The organism is Acinetobacter marinus (assembly GCF_900096915.1).
Classification (GTDB): Bacteria; Pseudomonadota; Gammaproteobacteria; order Pseudomonadales; family Moraxellaceae; genus Acinetobacter; species Acinetobacter marinus.
Genome location: NZ_FMYK01000004.1, coordinates 102,671 through 123,757, shown reverse-complemented (window position 1 = coordinate 123,757; position 21,087 = coordinate 102,671). Strand labels below are relative to the sequence as shown.

At 43.9% G+C, this 21,087-nt stretch carries 20 protein-coding genes; 8 read left to right on the top strand and 12 right to left on the bottom strand.

Annotation, left to right across the window (positions count from 1 at the left end; translation table 11 throughout):
* Window positions 1–85: 85 nt before the first annotated feature.
* The 9 genes from BLQ60_RS08875 to mdtD form a co-directional block, all read right to left on the bottom strand.
* Complete coding sequence (locus BLQ60_RS08875; RefSeq protein WP_244516010.1) at window positions 86–919, bottom strand: transporter; 834 nt, start codon at window positions 917–919, stop codon at window positions 86–88.
* Between the two features lie 8 nt (window positions 920–927).
* On the bottom strand, window positions 928–1,479 hold the full coding sequence (locus BLQ60_RS08870; RefSeq protein ID WP_092619066.1) for an ankyrin repeat domain-containing protein: 552 nt from the start codon (window positions 1,477–1,479) through the stop codon (window positions 928–930).
* Window positions 1,480–1,668: 189 nt separating this feature from the next.
* Entirely contained in the window at window positions 1,669–2,013 is a 345-nt protein-coding gene (locus BLQ60_RS08865) for an HPF/RaiA family ribosome-associated protein (protein ID WP_092619063.1), read from the bottom strand.
* 498 nt (window positions 2,014–2,511) lie between these two features.
* Window positions 2,512–3,090 (bottom strand): cytochrome b, encoded by a 579-nt coding sequence (locus tag BLQ60_RS08860; protein ID WP_092619060.1) that lies wholly within the window; start codon window positions 3,088–3,090, stop codon window positions 2,512–2,514.
* Between the two features lie 223 nt (window positions 3,091–3,313).
* Entirely contained in the window at window positions 3,314–4,234 is a 921-nt protein-coding gene (locus tag BLQ60_RS08855) for a D-hexose-6-phosphate mutarotase (protein WP_092619057.1), read from the bottom strand.
* Between the two features lie 93 nt (window positions 4,235–4,327).
* Window positions 4,328–5,398 carry a DNA polymerase IV gene (gene dinB, locus BLQ60_RS08850; RefSeq protein WP_092619054.1) on the bottom strand — a complete coding sequence of 357 codons (1,071 nt, stop codon included), beginning with the start codon at window positions 5,396–5,398 and terminating at the stop codon, window positions 4,328–4,330.
* Window positions 5,399–5,539: 141 nt separating this feature from the next.
* Window positions 5,540–6,274, bottom strand: a complete 735-nt coding sequence (locus tag BLQ60_RS08845; protein ID WP_171259087.1) for a glycoside hydrolase family 25 protein — start codon at window positions 6,272–6,274, stop codon at window positions 5,540–5,542.
* Between the two features lie 136 nt (window positions 6,275–6,410).
* Window positions 6,411–7,214 (bottom strand): glycoside hydrolase family 25 protein, encoded by an 804-nt coding sequence (locus tag BLQ60_RS08840; protein ID WP_092619048.1) that lies wholly within the window; start codon window positions 7,212–7,214, stop codon window positions 6,411–6,413.
* Window positions 7,215–7,222: 8 nt separating this feature from the next.
* Entirely contained in the window at window positions 7,223–8,653 is a 1,431-nt protein-coding gene (gene mdtD / locus BLQ60_RS08835) for a multidrug transporter subunit MdtD (protein WP_092619045.1), read from the bottom strand.
* Between the two features lie 209 nt (window positions 8,654–8,862).
* On the opposite strand from mdtD, the gene BLQ60_RS08830 reads away from it, so the two are divergent.
* Window positions 8,863–10,659, top strand: coding sequence for a choice-of-anchor I family protein (locus tag BLQ60_RS08830; protein WP_244516009.1), 1,797 nt, complete (start codon window positions 8,863–8,865; stop codon window positions 10,657–10,659).
* Between the two features lie 272 nt (window positions 10,660–10,931).
* Entirely contained in the window at window positions 10,932–11,906 is a 975-nt protein-coding gene (locus BLQ60_RS08825; RefSeq protein WP_092619042.1) for a hypothetical protein, read from the top strand.
* Window positions 11,907–12,001: 95 nt separating this feature from the next.
* On the opposite strand, the gene BLQ60_RS08820 is transcribed toward BLQ60_RS08825, so the two are convergent.
* On the bottom strand, window positions 12,002–12,733 hold the full coding sequence (locus BLQ60_RS08820) for an LOG family protein (RefSeq protein WP_092619039.1): 732 nt from the start codon (window positions 12,731–12,733) through the stop codon (window positions 12,002–12,004).
* A 374-nt stretch (window positions 12,734–13,107) separates the two neighbouring features.
* On the opposite strand from BLQ60_RS08820, the gene BLQ60_RS08815 reads away from it, so the two are divergent.
* Complete coding sequence (locus tag BLQ60_RS08815; RefSeq protein ID WP_092619036.1) at window positions 13,108–14,688, top strand: TerC family protein; 1,581 nt, start codon at window positions 13,108–13,110, stop codon at window positions 14,686–14,688.
* Between the two features lie 98 nt (window positions 14,689–14,786).
* Here the strand turns inward: BLQ60_RS08815 and def are convergent, their stop codons facing one another.
* Window positions 14,787–15,317 (bottom strand): peptide deformylase, encoded by a 531-nt coding sequence (gene def / locus BLQ60_RS08810; RefSeq protein ID WP_092619033.1) that lies wholly within the window; start codon window positions 15,315–15,317, stop codon window positions 14,787–14,789.
* 124 nt (window positions 15,318–15,441) lie between these two features.
* On the opposite strand from def, the gene BLQ60_RS08805 reads away from it, so the two are divergent.
* The 3 genes from BLQ60_RS08805 to tsaC all read left to right on the top strand — a co-directional run bounded on the left by BLQ60_RS08805 (window position 15,442) and on the right by tsaC (window position 18,555).
* A complete protein-coding gene (locus BLQ60_RS08805; protein ID WP_092619030.1) occupies window positions 15,442–16,578 on the top strand; it encodes a LysM peptidoglycan-binding domain-containing protein in 1,137 nt (378 codons plus the stop codon).
* 92 nt (window positions 16,579–16,670) lie between these two features.
* Window positions 16,671–17,885 carry a DNA-processing protein DprA gene (dprA, locus tag BLQ60_RS08800; protein WP_425283412.1) on the top strand — a complete coding sequence of 405 codons (1,215 nt, stop codon included), beginning with the start codon at window positions 16,671–16,673 and terminating at the stop codon, window positions 17,883–17,885.
* Between the two features lie 100 nt (window positions 17,886–17,985).
* Window positions 17,986–18,555 (top strand): L-threonylcarbamoyladenylate synthase type 1 TsaC, encoded by a 570-nt coding sequence (gene tsaC, locus BLQ60_RS08795; RefSeq protein WP_092619027.1) that lies wholly within the window; start codon window positions 17,986–17,988, stop codon window positions 18,553–18,555.
* A 55-nt stretch (window positions 18,556–18,610) separates the two neighbouring features.
* Here tsaC and BLQ60_RS08790 read toward each other — a convergent pair whose 3' ends face one another.
* Window positions 18,611–19,504 carry a DMT family transporter gene (locus tag BLQ60_RS08790; RefSeq protein ID WP_092619024.1) on the bottom strand — a complete coding sequence of 298 codons (894 nt, stop codon included), beginning with the start codon at window positions 19,502–19,504 and terminating at the stop codon, window positions 18,611–18,613.
* Window positions 19,505–19,726: 222 nt separating this feature from the next.
* On the opposite strand from BLQ60_RS08790, the gene BLQ60_RS08785 reads away from it, so the two are divergent.
* Both BLQ60_RS08785 and BLQ60_RS08780 read left to right on the top strand, forming a co-directional pair.
* Window positions 19,727–20,365 carry a hypothetical protein gene (locus BLQ60_RS08785; RefSeq protein WP_092619021.1) on the top strand — a complete coding sequence of 213 codons (639 nt, stop codon included), beginning with the start codon at window positions 19,727–19,729 and terminating at the stop codon, window positions 20,363–20,365.
* A gap of 82 nt (window positions 20,366–20,447) precedes the next feature.
* Entirely contained in the window at window positions 20,448–20,990 is a 543-nt protein-coding gene (locus BLQ60_RS08780) for a glutathione peroxidase (RefSeq protein WP_092619018.1), read from the top strand.
* Window positions 20,991–21,087: the final 97 nt, after the last annotated feature.

Sequence of the window (21,087 nt, the reverse complement as noted above, 5' to 3'; positions counted from 1 at the left end):
GTTCTTTTTTCAACCTATACATCGCAACGAGATCAGTGCAAAAACACAATACCAGCCGTAGCACAGCAAGATTTAACGCAACGGATTAGAATAAATACGCAAAGCCTAAACCAGCACGATAGCGCGGATTTTGCTCGTTAAAACTGTAGCCCAGCATCGCATCAAGTTGCAGTCGATCATTGAGCATCCAAATCAAACCTGTATTGACCATCGACTCATAATGTTCACTTTCTTGCTTGCGATAAACAAACTCTGAAAAACCAGAAACATTCTTGGTAATGCCATAGCCAATATTTGGTACTGCAGACCACGCCAAATCACCATCTTGGTAATCATATTTCATGGTGATGCCTGTGGTGATATTGTCGCTATAATCATAGCTAATCGCAGAAGCGACCGAATATATCTCATCTTCTTCGGTAAATTCATCATCACCATTGGCGAGATTGACTTGTGCGAGCACTGCCCAAGACATACGGTCATCATTGGTTTCAATGGCTTTTTTCACACCAATGGTGACATCGCCAGTACCGTCAATATCATGATCATCCGCACCATCTTTGTTACGTTGCCAAACTGGACCATCCCAACCGACACGGATCTCGAGATCATCCGCCACGCCGATACGCACCAGAGCATCCGCTTGCAAAGTCAGTTGACTATTTTGCTCACCGTCAACACGCCATTCATCATAGCTTGCACTTGGCAAAGATTGCTCCCAAGCGACATGCCCTTTCGGTACAGTCGCTGTACCTAGACTTTCACCTGGACGATCAAAAGTGAAACTCTCGGCAAAGACTAGCGATGAACTCATTGCCAAAGTGGCACATGCCAATGTCTTGATGCTGAATGCTTTTATACCTGATCTATCGAATTTCAGTGTGTCGAATTTCAGAATGTCATTGTTTGCTATTTTCATACGCTGCTTCACGTGTTGATTTCCAATTCTTTTGTCATTTTAGCACCATTTTCACGCAATAAGTTCAGTGTTTGCTGTTCTTCAGGCAGCGCTTCAGCCCAATCGATCTCATCAAAGTCACAATCAAACCATAACTCACTGACGGAGCTCAAGATTGTCAAATCTTGATCATCTTTAGTGTTCGGATCGACATGCTGTGCCAGTAGTTTTTTTACAAAGGGCACACAGGCTGCACTGGTGGCATCCCATAGCGGTCCATAAAACTCCTCACTGTCCCAAAGATGGAGATTGGCCTTGGCTTCGATCAAACGATCTAAAATATCCAAATACACCTGCAAGCTATCAGCTTTTTGTTGTTCTGAGAGTGGTTGATGATCTTCATAGGCTTGGCAGATATTTTCCCACCATTTAAACAAACCATCACACAATACTGAAATCGGTGGCCCTTTTTCTGGATCAATAAAATTCGGATCAAGATCATGTGCGAGCAAGCGCTCTACCTGCACGAGATCGAGCTGTTCTATCGCCTCGATTAATTGTTGTTGTGCGCTATTCAACATGACTCGTCCTCATCTCAAAAAATAGTCAAAACACCCTCATCCACCGCACTAAATCATCACCGATGTACTTTTAATGGGCATGTTGATGGGCATAAAAAAACACTTTCCATGATAGCGGAAAGTGTTTTGATCAGATAGAAAAATTGCGTTTAATTACAATTTGTTCAGTCTAACAAGATCAAGCCAAATTTATGCTTCAGACCAATCTGGACGAGTGCCACGACCATGATCATTTTTGCCCAAAGCATGCTCGAATGAGCGTTTTAATTTTTCAATCGCACCATGAATCGCAAGGTCGATATTATCTGCTTTATGGGTGACTGCAACAGGCTTAGATCCTGCTGGACGCGCCTCAATCATACAGCGCTTATCGAGTTCACCGCCTCGATCGCCGTTAATGTCGCTGAGATGCACTTCAAAATGGGTGATTTTTTCACTGTAGCGTTGAAATTGTTGTTTTAATTCTGTGCGCACATAATCGATTAAACGATCACTACCATGGATATTCTTATCGGTACGGATTTCAATATTCATAAATATCTTCCCTCTCTCGTTGACGATTGACGATACTGAAATTTCAGCTTGCGCCAAAGATGTTGCGTTGTATGTCAGTAAAGTGTAAATAGCTGCTACGATATATTTCATAGCGTTTGCAAGGTGTTACCGCAATATTTCACGCATTCCCTAGCGTCACATCACAGTCCAATTTCTCCTTGCAAGGCAATTATTTTTTACTGCACTTCTTTAGTTATACTCCTTGCAAAACACTTGTCAACGATAAAATATGCAAATGGATATCAACAATTGATTTCAGCCAAAAATTTTCTGCAACAAAATATTCCAGTGTCATTTGAGCGATTCATCACGATGTCATATCCAGCGATTATCTTCGGCAGAAAAATTTGAAATTTTGATGTTGATTGACCTCACACACCAAAAAAAGATCAACACTTAGGTTGATCTTAGGGATGGTCTTTTGAAATGACCAATAATTACCACTCTTCATCTGCGAAGGGTCACAACCATCAAGGTTTAACGCTGTTTCAACATACTACGCAAGACATGATCACCATCGATAAAGTGATGTTTCAATGCTGCCGCTGCATGCCCCACGATGAGCAAGCCAGCAAACCACGATAAATAGATATGAATCGGTTTCACAATCGCCAAGAGTTCAGGATTGTCTTGTACGAGTCGAGGAATCTCAAAAAGATACAATACAGGTGCAGGATGCCCTGCACTCCAGCTAAACAAACAGCCTGTAATCGGCAATGCCAGCAAGATCAGATACAACATCAAATGCCCAACATGCGCCAGTTTTTGCATCAATGGCGACATGGTATCAGGGAGCTTCGGCGCAGGATGGGTATAACGCCAAAAGATGCGAATCAGCACCAGAAAAATAATCGTGGTGGCAATATTTTTATGCAAGGTAATCACATCGCCTTTAAAACTGCCATCGACGTCATAGCTCAAGAAATTGCCACTATAAAAACCAATACCCCAAGCAACGATAAAGATCAGCGCCATCACCCAATGTAGCACTTGCGCCGTTCGGGTATAATATTGTGAGTTACTTTGTGAGTTACTTGCTGTCGAATGATTGTCCATACGCTTACTCTAGCTGATTGAGTGTGCAATATGATTACACTCAAATGTGGCTCGTCGTGCAGTCTTTCCCAAAACGATCAAGACCGATGAAAGGTGCAATTATGCAAAATTACCGCACGAGCGCTAGCCCTATTTTTACAACGCTGTGATGAGAATTTAATATGATTACATTGTAAGTAGCCATAATAAGTGGCTATAAGTACATGAGGCGTAGGACGTTTTTTTAAGCAATCGTCATCGAAAATTCAGCGCTCGCACCAGCTTCGATATGCAGGCGATGTTCTCGCACATTAGCACATTCTAAACAAACAAAATCTCGCCAAGCCTGCGCATCAACATCGCCCAAGCGTTTAGTTTTTTCAATCCACGGATTCCAGACGATCGCACTTTGACAGTGATTGGTATCAATTTTAATCTGCTGACGCTCATCTTGAATCAAATAATGCCCGTCAACATCTTGATAAATTCGATCTGTTTCTTGATCAAATATAATCTGCACATGCTCTTGTACATATGTTTGATTCGTTAATTGGTCTAAAAACTTTTTACCTTGCAAACCATCAATTCGAGCATTTTCAATTGCATTCACAGGAAAATAACTGTGCCAAGCAAATTCACAGTCAAATGCCGTATCCCCTTTGTTTTCAATCGCCAACGCCATACGCAACTGCTTACCACAGCTGATACGCAATGTTAAGCAAAATGGATGTTGCCAAACTGCCTCAGTCACCGAATTATTTTCTAAGGTAAAAAGCAATTGATGTCCTTGAGCAGACTCATCGACTGATGTTAAATTCCACAGTTGCGTCCGTGCAAAACCATGCGCTGGTAATTTTGCATCAGTCGGATGTCCGCCAAACCACGGAAAGCACAGCGGAATCCCTCCACGAATGGCTTTGGTTTTACGATCACTTTTCAAGTCATCTAAGAATTGCTGCAATGATAATTCGGAACACCACAGCAACGACTTACTATCGACAGCATCTGTTTCTGCATTATTCATTTTGCGTTCAAAACTTAAAATTTGCGCACCTTGCCGAGCAATCACCGCCCGACAAAAGCCATTCTCAATTTCAATCACATCAAAATTGTGCTGATTTGCGGTGAACGTGGAATTAAAAGTTTTAAAGCGAATGGCTGACATATTTAACAAGAGATATTTGTGTGCTTGACTCAAACTAACAAAATCTTGCTGGCTGATCGACTAATTTTTTTAGGATTTTTGAAAATATTCTGTTTAGATCAACGACAACTGTACTTGCTCACTGGCATCCTCTAATGCAAACACCCCAACACCAATCAAGCGAAATTGCAACGCACGATCAACATTAAACTCTGCTAATAACTGAGCAACTGCCTGCCTACATTCATCGAGATGATGCAAGGGCTGTGCAAAGGAGCGACTGTGTTGCAAGACTTTAAAGTCGGCGGTTTTCAGTTTGATTTGTACGCCTCGGGCGCACATTTTTTTCTGCTGAAGTTGTTGCCAAACACGTTCAATCAGCGGTTGCCATTTTTCAGCAATGTCATTTAAAAAATAGTCTTTTTCAAAGGTAATTTCTTTGGAAATCTGCTGACGTTCTCGTTGATGTTGCACTTTACGGTGGTCTATACCCTGCGCATACAGAAACAACTGTCGCCCAAATTTTCCAAAATGGTGAATCAATTCTGCTTCTTCAATCGCTTGAATATCCGCAATGCTATGCCATGACAAGGCGTGCATTTTTTGTAAGGTGACTTTCCCGACCCCAGGCAGTTTTTCTAAAGCAAGTTGTTGGATGAATTGCTGAACTTGATGCGGTTTGACCACGCACAAGCCATCAGGTTTGTTCCAGTCTGATGCGATTTTCGCCAAGAATTTATTCGGTGCAACACCAGCCGATGCGGTCAGTCCAGTTTCCCGAAAAATATCCGCTCGGATATGCTCTGCGACGGCTGTCGCTGAAGCAAGCTGTTTAAAATTCTGCGTCACGTCAAGGTAGGCTTCATCTAAGGACAGCGGTTCGATCAGGTCGGTATATTGACGAAAGATTTGATGCAACTGCTGTGATACCGCCTTGTATTTGGAAAAGTCAGGCTCGATACAAACTACTTGCGGGCATTTCTTTTTTGCCAATGCCACTGACATCGCCGAACGTAAGCCAAACTGCCTAGCCTCATAGGTCGCTGTGGTCACCACCGAACGTGGATGATCATGTGCCACGATCATCGGTAAACCCCGCAAATCTGGGCGATCCCGCAACTCCACAGATGCATAGAACGCATCCATGTCGATATGAATAATTTTGCGTAACGCAGGCTCTGACATCGAAATAAGTTACCAAAATGATCTCACGGCTTTAGTTTAACCCGTGAGAGATGTAAAACAAATGCGTAGCAGATTGTGCTATTTTTTATGTGCAGATTTTTTTTAGATCATTTGCTTAGGTCATTTACTTAAATCATCTGCTTAAAAACGTGCTTCAAAGTCGGCAACTGAACCGTTAAATGTATTTAAGTCCACCACGCCATCAATCCCATTGACCCGCCCACGATGACTATATTGCCAAAATAACCACGGACGACCCGCAGCGATCTTCGGACGTTGAAAAATATCACGATACCACAGCGGATATTCTTCAAAGCCCTGTTGCAAATACATCGCATAATAGTCTTGCGTCACATAGAAAATCGGCTTCTGCTGATAATGTTGTTCTAAAGCGACTGCCATACTCCGAATTTCAGCTTGCAACTGTGCGGTGGTTAAATCATTTTCGCAATTGCCCATAAACTCTAAATCTATCACAGGTGGCAAACTGTCTGTTTGCTTTGGCACACTATCGATAAAGTTCTGCGCTTGTTCCCGTCCTGATTTGCAGTTGCGATAAAAATGATAGGCGCCAACTTTGAAACCTGCATTTTTCGCACTTTCCCAATTCCGTACAAAACGAGGATCTTTGAAATCACCGCCTTCGGTCGCTTTAATAAAAACGAATCGATATTTTGGCTGATCAGCTTGTGCATTGATCGCCTGCCAGTCAATCTCCCCTTGATGATGTGAGACATCCAAACCCTGTACGGGATAAACCGCCTGATCTGGATAATTAAAGCGTAGAAAACCCCACTGAAATGCACAATAAAAACTGGTTGCCACGGCAACCATGAGCATCAAAATCAACCACCACCATCTTCGCAATACATTCATAGAGTTTCTCATCATCCGAGCATGTCGGTAGCATAAATCAGCGTTGAAAATTTACGGTGAAGTCCATTTGAAATTCATTTGAAGTCTATTGGAAGATTAGATGAAGTCTTGGACTAACAACTGACCATGCATGCGATTATTGCTTCGGTGTATAGGGCTCGACCGTGCCATTCGACTGTAAAAACACGTCAAAATCATCAGTTACGCCACGAAATACGTTAAGATCAACTTCTTTTTCAATGCCTGAGATTTTGCCTTTTTGGGTATATTGCCAAAATAGCCAAGGACGTTGATCGAAGCGTGGCGGTGGATTGTTTAAGTCCTGAATCCATAGCACATGATCATCAAATTTACCTTTGATATAACTTTGATAATAGTTCGGTGTGGTATAGAAAATCGGTTTTTTGCCATAATGTGTTTCGAGTTGCTTCGCCATCGTGGCAATTTCCGCTTGCAACTGTTCTGCAGTGACATCAGGACAATTCCATTGAAATTCTAAATCCATCACAGGTGGTAAACTGTCCGCTTGTTTTGGTACGGCTTCGATATAGTTTTTGGCTTGTTCCATGCCTGTTTTACAATTGCGGAAAAAATGATACGCACCGACTTTTAAACCTGAATCTTTGGCATTTTGCCAGTTGTTTAAAAATCGTGGATCTTTGAAATCGCCGCCTTCAGTCGCTTTGATAAAGACAAATTGATATTTTTTATCAATTTTTTTCCAGTCAATCTCACCTTGATGATGCGACACATCAAAGCCGTGCACCGCATATTCTTCAAACTTTTGCGGATTTTCAAAATAATGAAACAGCAAACCACCACTTGCGGTCAGCATCAACAATACAATAATCATGATCAGCACGCTCCGTTTGCTGTTGTTGTTTAGCCATTGTGACAGTTTAAAGCCAATGCGTTTCGATTTTTTTCTGCGTTTTGCCATCGGATGCGTTACTCCGAAGTGGAGATGGCGGGTTGTTGTTGAAATTGTCGTAGCTGTCGAAACACCACACTTGCCAGCACCGTGATCGCACCCAAGATGATAAAGGTGTGCTGAAACGACCAAATCGTCGGCTGTCCGACACCGATTTTTTCAAACAAATGCAATAGCACGCCAACTAACGCCACACCCATACTCATACAGACATTGATCACCATCGACAGCAGACTGTTGCCATTCGCTGCCTGCGCTTTGCTCAAATCCTTTAAAGTCAAGGTATTCATGGCAGTGAACTGCATCGAGTTGACACAGCCAAAGGCAAATAAATGCAAGCATTGCGTATAGATATTGGGATGCGCATCTAACAGGGCAAAACTCATAATGCCGAGCCCAACCAAAACCGTATTGACCAACAACACCCGATAATAGCCAAAACGCTGAATCATCTTTGTGGCAAAATTTTTAATCAAAATCGAGCCAAAAACCAACGGCACCATCATCAAACCCGCATGGAGCGGACTAAAGCCCATTGCCAATTGCATCATCAATGGCAGGATAAACGGCATGCTGGCACTGCCAAGTCGAGTAAAAATATTGCCCAAAATGCCAATACGAAAACGCAGATCAACAAATAAATCCGCTCGAAATACTGCCCTGCTGTCTCGCCGTGCATGCCACGCATAAATCACGCCCGCCAATACACCCAAAGCCAAAATACTCAGTACCGCCAATAACGACCAACCACCTTGTGAAAAGCGCTCCAAACCAAAAGTCAGCGCCACCATCATCATGATCAGATAGACAAAACCAAGCGCATCAAAGCGAGGTAAATTGTCCAGTTTTGCATTGGGCATGTGGGTACAGGTAAAGATTAAACCCAAAATACCGATTGGCAGATTGATCAAAAAGATCCAATGCCATGTGGCATATTCCACCATGAATCCACCCAAGGTTGGACCAATCAATGGACCGACCAGACCTGGAATCGAAATAAAGCTCATCGCTGCAAGGAATTGATTTCTCGGTAAAATTCGTAGTAAAGCCAGTCGCCCAACGGGTAATAAAAATGCCCCGCCAATGCCCTGAAAAATCCGCCCAACAATCAATTGGGTATAATTTTGTGATAAAGCACAGCCCAGTGAGGCTAGGGTAAAAATCGCAATTGCCGCCACATAGACATTGCGAAGACCAAAACGATCCGCTAACCAACCACTAATCGGGATAAAGACCGCCACCATCAACACATAGGCAATCACCACATTGTGCATCTGCAACGGATCAACATTTAGGCTATAAGCAATACTTGGCAATGCGGTATTGACAATGGTCGCATCCAGCGCCTGCATAAAAAATCCCAGCGCAGCCAACCACAAGATCACCCGATATTCGGGCGCAACTTGGTTTTCATGGACGGAGCTTGGACTAGCGCTGGGAATCGACATAGAGGCTTCAAATCAACGTGGATCGTGTTTTCTGCGTTGAGTTTAACCTGCAACACGCACAATCTCCATGCGCTGAATGTAGCGATCGGCAAATTCAGGTTAGTTGCGTCAGATTGTCATGATTTTGTCACCAAAAAGTCATGTATCTGCAACACGGCATTTTTAGCATGGTGTGGTTTTATTTTGATCATGCTAACATGGGGAATCATATGCCATTCAATTTCAACAAAAAAATGCTCTGTATCGCAATGGGACTCAGCGTATCACTCCTATTTACTGCGTGTAATGATGACGATGATTCATCCAACAACCAAAACGATAACACCGAAGAACACGCCGAAGTCACGCCTGAAACAATCGAACTCAGTTTGCTCAGTCGTTATAACACAAGTGTCTTTGCTGAAAGTGCCGCAGAAATCACTGCCTTTGATCCAACATCAAAACGCATTTTCACGGTCAATGCCAAGAAAGGCTTGGTCGATGTGCTGGATGGTACTGATATGACCAATTTGACCCATATCGGCGAACTTTCGGCACGTGATGTGCTGGCTGATTCCGAAGTGAATAGTGTGGCAGTGTATGATGGCGTGGTTGCGCTGGCGGTACAAGCACCGACCAAAACTGATTCGGGCTTGGTCGCATTTTATAAGGCATCGGACTTGAGCTTGATCAGCTCTGTCAATGTCGGCGCATTGCCTGATATGCTCATCTTTAGCCCTGATGGCAAAAGTGTCTTGGTAGCAAACGAAGGCGAACCCAATGCGGGTTATACCGTTGATCCTGAAGGCTCGATCAGCATCATTGATGTGACAGATATTCATAATCCAACTGTCCGTACAGCAGACTTTAAATCTTTCAATGCGCAGAAAGCCCAATTGATCGATGCAGGTGTGCGTATCTATGGACCAAATGCAACAGTTGCACAAGACTTAGAACCTGAATACATCACCATCTCAAGCGACAGCAAAACCGCATGGGTGACTTTGCAAGAAAACAATGCGCTTGCCAAAGTCGACATCAGCACAGCAACCGTTAGCGATGTATTGCCACTCGGTTTTAAAGATCATGGTGTGGATGGTCAGGGACTTGATGCCAGCGATGATGGCGTGATCAATATCAAACCGTGGACAGGCTTATACGGCGTGTATATGCCAGATGCAATCTCAAGCTACAATGTCGATGGTGCAACTTATTTGGTCACTGCCAATGAAGGCGATGCACGGGAATGGATCAGCGATGAAGATGCCTACTACAATGGCGATGCCAGCAAAGGCTTTATGGATGAGCTGCGCATGAAACATCTGGTGCATAAAGATGGTTTTGCACGTCGCCTTGGCGATGATATGCCTGCACAGCTCTATGCGCTTGCCAAAGGGGCGAAACTTGACCCATCGGTATTTGCCTACTGTGGCGATGACTGTCGTGCCGATGAAAATCTCGGTCGCTTAAATATCATCTGGAACATGGGCTATTTGAAAAATAGCGATGGATCGCCAATGCTTGATGACAATGGCTACATGACCTATAACAAACTCTATAGTTTCGGTGGGCGGTCATTCAGCATTTGGGATGAACATGGCACACAAGTGTGGGATTCTGGCGATCAAATCGAACAAACCATTGCCGAGCAACTACCTGCACTATTTAACTCCGACCATGAAAGCATTGCGCTCGATGACCGCAGTGACAACAAAGGTCCTGAGCCTGAAGGCTTAACCGTTGGTAAAATCGGTGAGAAAACCTTTGTCTTCGTGGGCTTGGAACGTGTTGGTGGAGTCATGGTGTATGATGTCAGTAACCCGAAAGCACCGACATTCGTCCAATATATCAACTCTCGTGAAGTCACTGCCACAGAAGAACAACATGAACATGGTGAAGCGGGTGATCTTGGTCCAGAAGGCTTAACATTTGTATCTGCTAAAAACTCACCAACTGGCGCACCACTTCTGATCGTCGGCAATGAAGTCAGTGGCAGTACCGCTGTCTATCAAGTCAACTTAAAATAACTGAGTTTAGCTGGCTGATGTTTTGGATAACTGATGTTTTAGATAAAAAATCTTGATGAAGTGACAAAAAACATTTTCATGTCAATCACTTAATCCACAACTCAGCAGCAAAAACGTGCATAGCAACCTTCGGGTTGCTATTTTTTTGCATAAAAGTAGAACATTTAGATGCTATTGTCATGAAACTTTCATAAAATAGCCATATTTTTGCAACACTTTCTATTTGCGATTTTTGCTTATGCTACGCCTACTGTCCTACAAGGGAATGTATTATGTCGATTGAAGTATTGATGGTCGTTGGATTTTGCCTCGCAGCATACTCTATCGTCGGTAATGATGTTCCGCAAACCCTAGGCACATTCATCTCCTCTAATGCGCATCGTCCGTGGTGGGTGCTGTGGATTTTCGCAAGCACCATTCTTGCCGTCGTGCTGTTATACGGCTGGTGGGCGTCGGGTATTGGTGATGCTGCCTATGGACGCTTGGAAACCATCCCCTTTCCTAAAGATGGCATGTCGTGGCTGTATATCGTGCCACCGATACTGCTGATTATTCTGACCAAATACGGCATTCCTGTCAGCACCACCTTTTTGGTACTCACCATTTTCTCACCGAGTAGCTTGAGTAGCATGCTGACCAAATCCGTGATGGGTTATGCGGTTGCCTTTGTGGTGGCGATCTTGGTGTATCGTTTTGTGATTCGTAAAGTGACGATTTACTTCGCTGAAACTAAACATGAGTCACCGACCAAGTTTTGGATTGTACTGCAATGGGGCGCTACCGCATTCCTCTGGAGTCAATGGCTGATTCAGGATTTGGCGAATATCTTCGTTTACGTGCCACGCCAAGTGCCACTTGAGTTTATGCTGTTTGCAGTGACGACATTTGTGGTGCTGATGGGAATTATTTTCTATCAACGTGGCGGTGCGATCCAAAACATTATTAACACCAAAACTGGTGTGGAAGACATTCGTGCAGCGACTATCATCGACTTTATGTATGCGTTGATTTTGCTGGTATTCAAGGAATGGAGCAATATTCCGATGAGCACCACATGGGTATTCCTCGGTCTACTTGCTGGGCGTGAATTTGCCATCTCGATGCATATGGTCTCCGTCGATAGCCGCTATACCGCACGCAATATCAGTAAAGATGCGATGAAGCTGTTGCTTGGTTTAGCGGTGAGTATTTTGTTGGCGGCGGGTTTACCTTGGCTCTACCAACACATCAATGCTTGGTTTGCTTAGATAGTTGGCTTAAATCGCACATTCTAGCGTCTTAAAATCTTGTGATTAAAAAAATGCCACCATCGTGATGGCATTTTTACTTATAATCCAAACAATTAGATCGCAAACTCACTCGGTGTATTTAAATTTTCCAACACCTCTAAAATCTGCTGAATATCATCACAGACCAAAATCTTGGCACGATGATGCAGTGGTAAGAAGCCTTCCTCTACCGCATGATCAAGCTGTGCAATTAAGGGATTGTAGAAGCCATTGACATTAAAAATCATCATTGGTTTTTGATGTTGATTAAGCTGTCCCCAAGTTGCGATTTCAAGAATTTCTTCAAAAGTCCCCAAGCCGCCTGGCAAGGCAATAAATGCACTGGCACGCTCTGCCATCATCGCTTTACGGGTGTGCATGGTATCGACCACGTGTAGCTCGGTGAGTTTTTGATTGGCGATCTCATAATCCAGCATAAACTCTGGAATCACACCAACCACATCAGCGCCATGCTCAATCACCGTATCGGCAATTTGTCCCATCAGCCCGATGCTTGCACCGCCATAGACTGCGCCAAAATCATTTTCTGCAAGGGTTTTGGCGAGGGCGATGGCAGATTGTTGGTAGATCGGCTTATTGCCCGCACGAGAGCCACAATACAGTGCGATTAAGGTTTGATTGGTCTGTTTACGGATATAGCTTTGATTATGCGGTGTGGATGTTGCAAATGTATTGCTAGATTTCGAATTGCTTTGGCTTTGATTAGCATTCACTGGGCTAGAATTCACTGGACTGGGCTTGATTGAATTAGATTGGATTGGATTAGATTGAATTGTATCTTGCATATGACTACTCATTTTCGTGTTCTCTTCACTCACTCGTCTGCTACTACTCAAGGCTTTTCTTTTCTAGTATAGCGAGCAACTCATCATGCTTATAGACGCTTTATGCAATTTTTATGACAACATATTACCCGAGCATGACTTTGCACAAAAAATCAACAATATTTCGCAACAAAAACCTCAATTTTTACTTTAATTTTTAATGAAATTGATCACAGACTTGCATATACTGAGCATTCCTTTGACCACTTAAATACCCCCTATGAAACCTCGATGTTGTCACGTACTTGGTGATAATGCTTTTATTTTGATCAAAAATAATATTTTAAATTTATGGGATGCATCAATGCACGCTCCTAATTCAAAGGAGAGTGCAGATGTTATTTGAATGGATGTCTGATCCATCCGCTTGGGTGGGACTCGCCACATTAGTCGTACTTGAAATCGTTTTGGGTATCGACAACCTTGTCTTTATTGCCATTTTGGCAGAAAAATTACCACCAGAACAACGTAACAAAGCCCGTCTAGTCGGTTTAGGCTTGGCGCTGATCATGCGTTTGATCTTGCTCGCCTCGATTTCATGGGTCATGACCTTGACCGATGATTTATTTACCGTATTTGGCTTTGGTTTTTCAGGACGTGACCTGATCTTGATTGTCGGTGGTTTATTCTTGCTGTTTAAAGCCACCATGGAAATCCATGAGCGTATCGCAGGGAAAGACGAAGCCAAAGAAGAACAAGTGGTACATGCCGCCTTCTGGATGGTCATCGCCCAAATCGTGGTGCTCGATGCGGTGTTCTCCTTAGACAGTGTGATTACCGCTGTCGGTATGGTGCCACATCTGACCGTTATGATGACGGCTGTGGTGATCGCTATGGCGGTGATGATCATTGCCTCTAAGCCATTGATGAACTTTGTCAATAAGCATCCAACCGTGGTGATTCTGTGTTTGGCATTCTTATTTATGATCGGTTTCTCTTTGGTGATCGAAGGCTTTGGCTTCCACATTCCAAAAGGTTACCTCTACGCGGCAATTGGCTTCTCGGTGATGATCGAAGCGATCAACCAAGCCACCAAACGTAGTCGTGAGAAGATGATCACCACCACTGATCTGCGCTCTCGTACCGCATCTGCTGTACTGCGCTTATTGGGTGGTCGTCATGTGGAACATCATGACAGTGAACATCTTTCAGAAACAGCGGATATTTTGGCGACACATTCCTCTGTGAACGATGTCTTTTCGGATGAAGAAAAAGGCATGATTCACGGCGTACTCACCCTGGCTGAACGTCCTGTGAAGTCGATCATGACACCTCGTCCTGATCTTGAGTGGCTTGATCTGGATGATCCCGACCTAAAAGAGAAGTTGCTCGCGATTGGACATTCACGCATTTTGATTGCACGAGATAATCTGGACAATCTTGCAGGTGTCGCCCTGACTCACAAAGTCATGAATGACTTGCTAGAAACAGGTGAAATCCGTATCGAAGACAATCTTCGTCAACCGCTGGTGGTGCATGAAAACTTAAAAGTGCTGACCTTGATGGAACAACTTCGTAATGCGCCAATGCAGATTGCGATTGTCCTCAATGAATATGGCTCAATCGAAGGAATTGCCACGCCGATCGACATCTTAGAAGCCATCGCAGGTGAATTCCCAGATGATGAAGATGAGATTTTACCTGATGCAGAAGTGCTCGAAGACGGCGTGTGGATGCTGGATGGATCGAGTGATATTCGTCATGTCTCGATTTTGATTGATAAAGACTTGGTCGATGACAATGAAGAATACTCTACCCTGTCAGGTTACTTGCTGTGGCACTTCGGTCGAGTACCGAGTGATGGTGAAAGCATCAAAGCCGATGGCTTCCTCTTCGATATTTTGACTATGGATGGACATAAGATCGATCGAGTGCGCATCAGCAAACTTGATCCTTATCAGTCGACTGCGGATTAATTTGTAACGATGATAAAAAAACTGCCTTCGTGGCAGTTTTTTTATGCGTCACAGATTCTCAATGATGGTTTATACAACGCTTGAAATCACAGCCGAAATCAACGTTTCACAGGCACTTTTTGCTTTTGCTGTTGGCGTACATATTTTTCGACTTTGTCACGAGCACGTTGACGTTTGAGTGGCGATAAATAGTCCACAAACAGTTTGCCATTTAAGTGATCCATCTCATGCTGGATGCACACCGCAAGCAATTCATCCGCTTCGATCTCAATTTTTTCACCGTCTAAGTTCAAAGCCTCGATTTTTACACGTGACGGACGCTCAACTTTATCGTATATTTGAGGGACTGAAAGACAGCCTTCTTCATAAGGTGCTGTTTGCTCAGTCAGCGGTGTGATTTTTGGGTTGATGAACACCATAGGCTGATCTTTATTTTCAGACAGATCCATCACGATCAACTGAATATGGCGATCAACTTGTGTCGCAGCCAAACCAATGCCAGGTGCGGCATACATGGTTTCAAACATATCTGCTGCGAGCTGACGAATCTCATCATTGACGTCTTCTACAGGCTTGGCAATGGTGCGTAAGCGTTGATCGGGGAAACTTAAAATAGGTAGCAGTGCCATATGGTCCTCACAGTTGCCATTGGTAAAGCAAATGCCTAAAATTAAACTATTTACTTCACTAGGGGGCGTTTGTATCGGCTGACATTATAGCTGAATTACAAACACAATATTAGGGATTATGATAATGACAAAAGTTTTGCATAACCAAGCAAACATCAAGACTATATTCAAACGGGGCGCTTTGGCAGTCGCATTGTGTATGGGCTTAGGTCTGGGGGTTGCGGTCGAAACGCAAGCGAAAAATCCAACACCACCGTCACTACGTGCAGATGCACCCAATGTCTATATTGTCAAAAAAGGCGATACATTGTGGGATATTTCTGGACGCTTCTTGGACAAACCGTGGCGCTGGCCTGAAATTTGGGCAAGTAACAAACATGTCCGCAACCCGCATTTGATCTACCCAGGCGATCGCTTATTGCTCTGTACAGTGGATGGTCGTCCACTTATCGGTCGTGATGAGGGTGATGGTTGTGAAGGTATTATCCGCCGTGCAGGTGGCAATACACAAGCACAGATCCGTGTTGAATCCTTACATAATGCCATTCCTGTGATTCCGCTCGATGAAATTCGTCACTGGCTTGAACGCAGTATCGTCATTTCTCCAAATACTTTAGAGAATGTCCCGTATGTCCTTGGTATGACTGAACAACATGTATTGGCGGCAGAAGGCGATCGTATTTATATCCGTGGTAATGGGGTGCAACTTGGTCAAGCCTATGCCATCTATCGTCAAGGCGACCCGTACAAATTCAAAGATGCTGAAGGCAAAGAATATGTCGCTGCACTGGAGTTAAGCCAAGTCGCTACAGGTATGGTGACACAAGTCGACAATGACATCAGCACCTATGAAATCAAGCAGACTTACAAAGGCGAAGTACGCAAAGGCGATTTGTTATTGCCGATCTATGATCCGATGCTACCGACCTTATTCTACCCTGTTCCTGTCGATCAAGTCAGCGATGGTGGTCAAGTGATTCGTGTACTTGGCTCGATTGGTACGGCAGGTAAGCACAGTGTGGTGGCGATTAATCGTGGTCTACAAGATGGTGCAACCGTTGGACAAGTCTTTGCGCTGGATCAACTTGGCGAAACTACTGTCGATCCGAAAACCAAAGAAAATGTCAAATTGCCAAATCAGCGCGTTGGTCATGCCTTGGTATTCCGTACCTTTGATCAGGTCAGCTATGCCTATATCTTAGATAGTAGCATGCCGATTAAAACAGGTGCGATCTTGGCAGCGCCTCTTTCAGAAGAATAAATCATCATCCATCGTAGATGGCATTTCCTTGTCGGCGCAGATATTTTGATCCATGCGTCGACAGGTGAAATTTAAAGATAAAGGAGTTTGCCATGAAGATGCAAACACTATCCCCGCCTGAGTTGGCAAAACTCAAACTGTGGTACGTGTTGCGTCATTCCGTGGCAAGCTACTTCAAGTTAATTGACTACTTTCAAGTCGCAGAACACGCCCTAGAACTCAAACACCTCAACACGTGGCAACAACTGCATCTGCATGCCAACCATCTGAAACGATTAGAAGAATTTCATAGCGACGCTGGACAACAGCAGTTTCAACAATGTATCGAACGTATTGATCAACATTGTGACTACCTTTTATTTGAAGGCATTGGTGATTATCCCAAACAACTGATGCCCTATGACGATCGCCCGCCAATCCTATTTGTCCGTGGTGATAAAAGCGTGTTACAACACACACAAATTGCCCTCGTCGGCAGTCGTAAACCGAGTCCACACGGTGCTCAAGTATCCTATGACTTTGCCGCCTATTTTGCCAGTCGCCACTATCCGATTTGTAGTGGTCTGGCTGTGGGCATCGATGCAGCAGCACATCAAGGGGCGATTGGACAAGGACAAACCGTAGCGGTGATTGGGACTGGGCTCGATCAATGCTATCCCGCTGAGCATCAGCAACTCTGCCAGCAAATTATCGATACAGGCGGTGCCATTGTCAGCGAATTTTTACCCAATACCCCACCTGCGAAACAAAATTTTCCACGACGTAACCGCATCATTAGCGGACTGAGTGAGGCGACCTTAGTGGTTGAAGCGGGTTTAAAAAGTGGCTCATTGATTACCGCCAAAACAGCGGCTGAGCAAGGTAAATCGGTTTTTGCTATTCCAGGACACATTTATAGCCAATATCATCAAGGTTGCCATCAGCTGATCCGTGAAGGCGCAACATTGATTGATCACCCTGAGCAGTTATTAGAAGACCTCAATGCCTTTCGACCGCACATCAATGTCCATCAAGCTGATGCAGATATTTCCATCGAAAAGCCACTGATCGAAAAAGCTCGGATAAAACCATCCAGTGAAAAGTCTCGAACACCAAAAACGACAAATCCTACTGCGGTGATCCCTGCACAAGTCGATATTCCCATGCATCTTTCACAGCTCTACGCAGAATTGGATTGGGTGGGTTTATCCCTAGATGAGCTAGCATCACGTGTACAGACTTCGACCAGCGAACTGAATGTGGCTTTGGTAGAATTAGAATTACTCGGTGTCTGTCGTCAGCATGCTGGACGTTATTTACGCTGTTAATTGCGATTTGTGCAGTTAATTCATTGTGCAATGTGAATGAGCACCTCGTCTGTTTCTCCAACCGAAAAGCAACTTGAATTCGAATCTCTTGAGTACCTTCATGAACCATGTCAATCTAGAACATGCCATTGCCACCTTACAACACGGTGAAGTGCTGGCTTATCCCACTGAAGCGGTTTGGGGCTTGGGCTGTGATCTACGTCAAGCAGCTGCATTTCAAAAAATTCTCAAACTCAAACAGCGCCCGATTGAAAAAGGGGTGATTTTACTCAGTGAAAGTATCGAACGGGTTGAGCCTTTGCTTGCTGATCTTGATCAAACCATACGGCAGCAAGTGATTGATTCATGGCTTAATGCCAAAAATAATCAACGGGCGCAAACATGGTTATTACCGATACATGCCGATATTCCGCAGTGGATTTATGGTGATCACGATCGGGTGGCGATTCGGGTCACGTCACATCCGCTGTGCCAACAGCTTTGCCGTGGGTTTGATAATTTTGTGGTATCAACCAGTGCTAATCCTGCGGGACTTGCCCCTGCTCGTACTGCTGAACAAGTGGTCGATTATTTTCATGATCAGGTTGCTATTTTATCAGGAGAATTAGGCGATAGTCCTGAACCGAGTCGCATCAATGATGCGGTGACTGGACAAATCATTCGTGCCTAGCTGACCCATCCTAGCACGCCATCACAGCGTGCCACCGCATTTTTTCAACATCCTGTTATTTTTTCTGTACCAACAAAATCCCAGCCAACACCATCGCACCGCCAATAGTGTGATACATCGTCCATTGTTCTTGCAAAAATACATAGGCAATAATCGCAGTGAAGATCGGCGCCAGATTGAGAAAGACACTGCTTCGATTTGCACCTAAAGACTGGATCGACATCATCCACACCATCGGCGCAATGATTGATGGAAAAATTGCTGCATAGACCACTGGCGAAATATTACTCATATTTAAATCATCCAGCCCAAAGTACATCAGTAATGGCACATGGAAAATTACGGCAAAACAGATTTGCACATACAACATCACCAGCAAAGGAAGCTGTAAACGCCAGCGCTGTAACAACACGCCATAGCCTGCATAGAGCACCACCGCAACGATCATCATTAGATCGCCGACGATATGTTGACCTTGTAATACCCGCTGAATATCGCCTTGTGCCACCACATATGCCAAACCAAAAATCGACAACATGGTGCCTAGAAGTGCGCTCAAACTAGGGCGAATCTGCAACACGATTGCGCTGAGCACGATCGAAAACACAGGGATAAAGGCATTGATAATGCCCATATTAGTCGCAGTGGTATATTGCGCTGCGGTATATGCCAAGCCTTGATAGCAGACCATGCCAAAGAAACCCAATACGGCTAATTTGAATAAATTTGCTCGAACTGCTGTCCAGTGCTGAATCACTTTTGCTAGCACAAATGGCGTCAACAATACTAAGGCAATCAGCCAGCGATAGAAACTGATACTAATCGGTGAAATCACATCCACTGCATAACGTGTCACCACAATATTGATCGCCCAAATCAAGACCGCACAAAGTGGCAATAAAAACACCCATCGTGCTATGGTCGTCGCAGATTGATCACTTGATGACATGGCAAATACCCCAAATTTTGAACTGAAATTATCAAGAGCATCGTCACTAAAGTAAATACAAAATTAACGTATTCACAGCAAAACGATGCAAATAATATTAGTGCTCTCGTTCTATCTTCATATATAGTAAGCCACGTAAATCACGTTTTGTATTTTCGACATCAATTCGCCGAGAAGTACAATACACTCATAGATCATGAACAAAATCGTTTGGAAAATATCATGAAAAAATTAGCATTAATCACTTTAATTGCCTCAGTGGCTGCGCTCACTGCGTGTTCAAAACCGACCACGGAAGTGAAACAAGGGGAAAGCACAGCAACTACAGCCCAAGCAGAAGCACCTAAACCAGTAGCGCTGAGCACAGATAATGTTGCAGATATTCAATCAGATATCGACAAACTACAAAGCTATGGCGCAGCGCAAGAGCAAAAATCACAAGAGCTTGGACAAAAAATGCAAGCCGCTGTCGAGAAAAAAGATAAAGCTGAAGTGGATAAACTCTTTAAAGACTTAAAAGCATTCGTTGAGAAAAGTAACAGCGAACTCAAAGCCTTTGATCTAAAAAGTAGCGAAGTCAATGAACTGCGTGAAAAAATGATCGAAAATAGCCTGATCAGCATTGAAATGAGCGAAATGGTGATCCAAGGTGATCCTGAAAAAATCGACGTGGAAAAAGTCAAACCACTTCAAGAAAAAGCCATGAAAGCACAGCAAGAGCTGATTGCACTGAGTGAACAAATCCATCAAAAACTCAATGCGGGTGCACAACCTGCGGATGCAGCAGCTGCAACGACAGCACCTGCTGAGCAAGCTGCCCCTGCTGCAAATGACACTGCGCCTGCCGCTGCTGCACAATAATTTTTTGCAGTGATGTCATCAGCTGATGCTCAAACACATGCTGGTGACATCGTTCATCAAAATGCAATAAAGGATTTAGGCAATGCACGAAATTCAAGAGATTGGTTTTAAGAAAATCGACGGTGCAACTGCGACACTTGCGGACTATCAAGGCAAAGTCGCATTGATAGTCAATGTGGCATCAAAATGTGGACTCACCCCACAATATGAAGCGTTGGAAAAACTCTATCGTTTAAAAAAAGCGGAAGGTTTAGAAATTTTAGGCTTTCCAGCCAATAACTTTCTAGAACAAGAACCTGGTAGTGATGCAGAGATTCAAGATTTCTGTTCCGTCACTTATGATGTGACTTTTCCAATCTTCTCGAAGATTTCTGTCGCTGGTGATGATAAACATCCGTTGTATCAAGAACTTATTAAAGCTCAACCTGAGCGCATCGGCGAAGGACCGTGGTGGGATGATCTGGTGGAATATGGTTTAACACCAAATCCAAAACCTGAAGTGCTGTGGAATTTTGAAAAATTCCTTGTCAATCGTCGTGGTGAAGTCATCGCACGTTTTGCACCTGACATCACCGCTGAAGACCCACGTCTGTTAGAAGCGATTGAAATTGCTTTGGCTGAATAATCTTAGCCTGTTATCCGACGAGTAGAAGTCATTTGATACATGGAAATGTCAGTCGCATTGTTCGAGGACAGGACATTATTGGTAAAGTGACGTTCTG

Bases quoted from the DNA above. Each gene is read 5' to 3' on its own strand.
- BLQ60_RS08875 (WP_244516010.1), bottom strand. From the start codon at position 919: ATGAAAATAGCAAACAATGACATTCTGAAATTCGACACACTGAAATTC.
- BLQ60_RS08870 (WP_092619066.1), bottom strand. From the start codon at position 1,479: ATGTTGAATAGCGCACAACAACAATTAATCGAGGCGATAGAACAGCTC.
- BLQ60_RS08865 (WP_092619063.1), bottom strand. From the start codon at position 2,013: ATGAATATTGAAATCCGTACCGATAAGAATATCCATGGTAGTGATCGT.
- BLQ60_RS08860 (WP_092619060.1), bottom strand. From the start codon at position 3,090: ATGGACAATCATTCGACAGCAAGTAACTCACAAAGTAACTCACAATAT.
- BLQ60_RS08855 (WP_092619057.1), bottom strand. From the start codon at position 4,234: ATGTCAGCCATTCGCTTTAAAACTTTTAATTCCACGTTCACCGCAAAT.
- dinB (WP_092619054.1), bottom strand. From the start codon at position 5,398: ATGTCAGAGCCTGCGTTACGCAAAATTATTCATATCGACATGGATGCG.
- BLQ60_RS08845 (WP_171259087.1), bottom strand. From the start codon at position 6,274: ATGAATGTATTGCGAAGATGGTGGTGGTTGATTTTGATGCTCATGGTT.
- BLQ60_RS08840 (WP_092619048.1), bottom strand. From the start codon at position 7,214: ATGGCAAAACGCAGAAAAAAATCGAAACGCATTGGCTTTAAACTGTCA.
- mdtD (WP_092619045.1), bottom strand. From the start codon at position 8,653: ATGTCGATTCCCAGCGCTAGTCCAAGCTCCGTCCATGAAAACCAAGTT.
- BLQ60_RS08830 (WP_244516009.1), top strand. From the start codon at position 8,863: ATGCCATTCAATTTCAACAAAAAAATGCTCTGTATCGCAATGGGACTC.
- BLQ60_RS08825 (WP_092619042.1), top strand. From the start codon at position 10,932: ATGTCGATTGAAGTATTGATGGTCGTTGGATTTTGCCTCGCAGCATAC.
- BLQ60_RS08820 (WP_092619039.1), bottom strand. From the start codon at position 12,733: ATGCAAGATACAATTCAATCTAATCCAATCCAATCTAATTCAATCAAG.
- BLQ60_RS08815 (WP_092619036.1), top strand. From the start codon at position 13,108: ATGTTATTTGAATGGATGTCTGATCCATCCGCTTGGGTGGGACTCGCC.
- def (WP_092619033.1), bottom strand. From the start codon at position 15,317: ATGGCACTGCTACCTATTTTAAGTTTCCCCGATCAACGCTTACGCACC.
- BLQ60_RS08805 (WP_092619030.1), top strand. From the start codon at position 15,442: ATGACAAAAGTTTTGCATAACCAAGCAAACATCAAGACTATATTCAAA.
- dprA (WP_425283412.1), top strand. From the start codon at position 16,671: ATGAAGATGCAAACACTATCCCCGCCTGAGTTGGCAAAACTCAAACTG.
- tsaC (WP_092619027.1), top strand. From the start codon at position 17,986: ATGAACCATGTCAATCTAGAACATGCCATTGCCACCTTACAACACGGT.
- BLQ60_RS08790 (WP_092619024.1), bottom strand. From the start codon at position 19,504: ATGTCATCAAGTGATCAATCTGCGACGACCATAGCACGATGGGTGTTT.
- BLQ60_RS08785 (WP_092619021.1), top strand. From the start codon at position 19,727: ATGAAAAAATTAGCATTAATCACTTTAATTGCCTCAGTGGCTGCGCTC.
- BLQ60_RS08780 (WP_092619018.1), top strand. From the start codon at position 20,448: ATGCACGAAATTCAAGAGATTGGTTTTAAGAAAATCGACGGTGCAACT.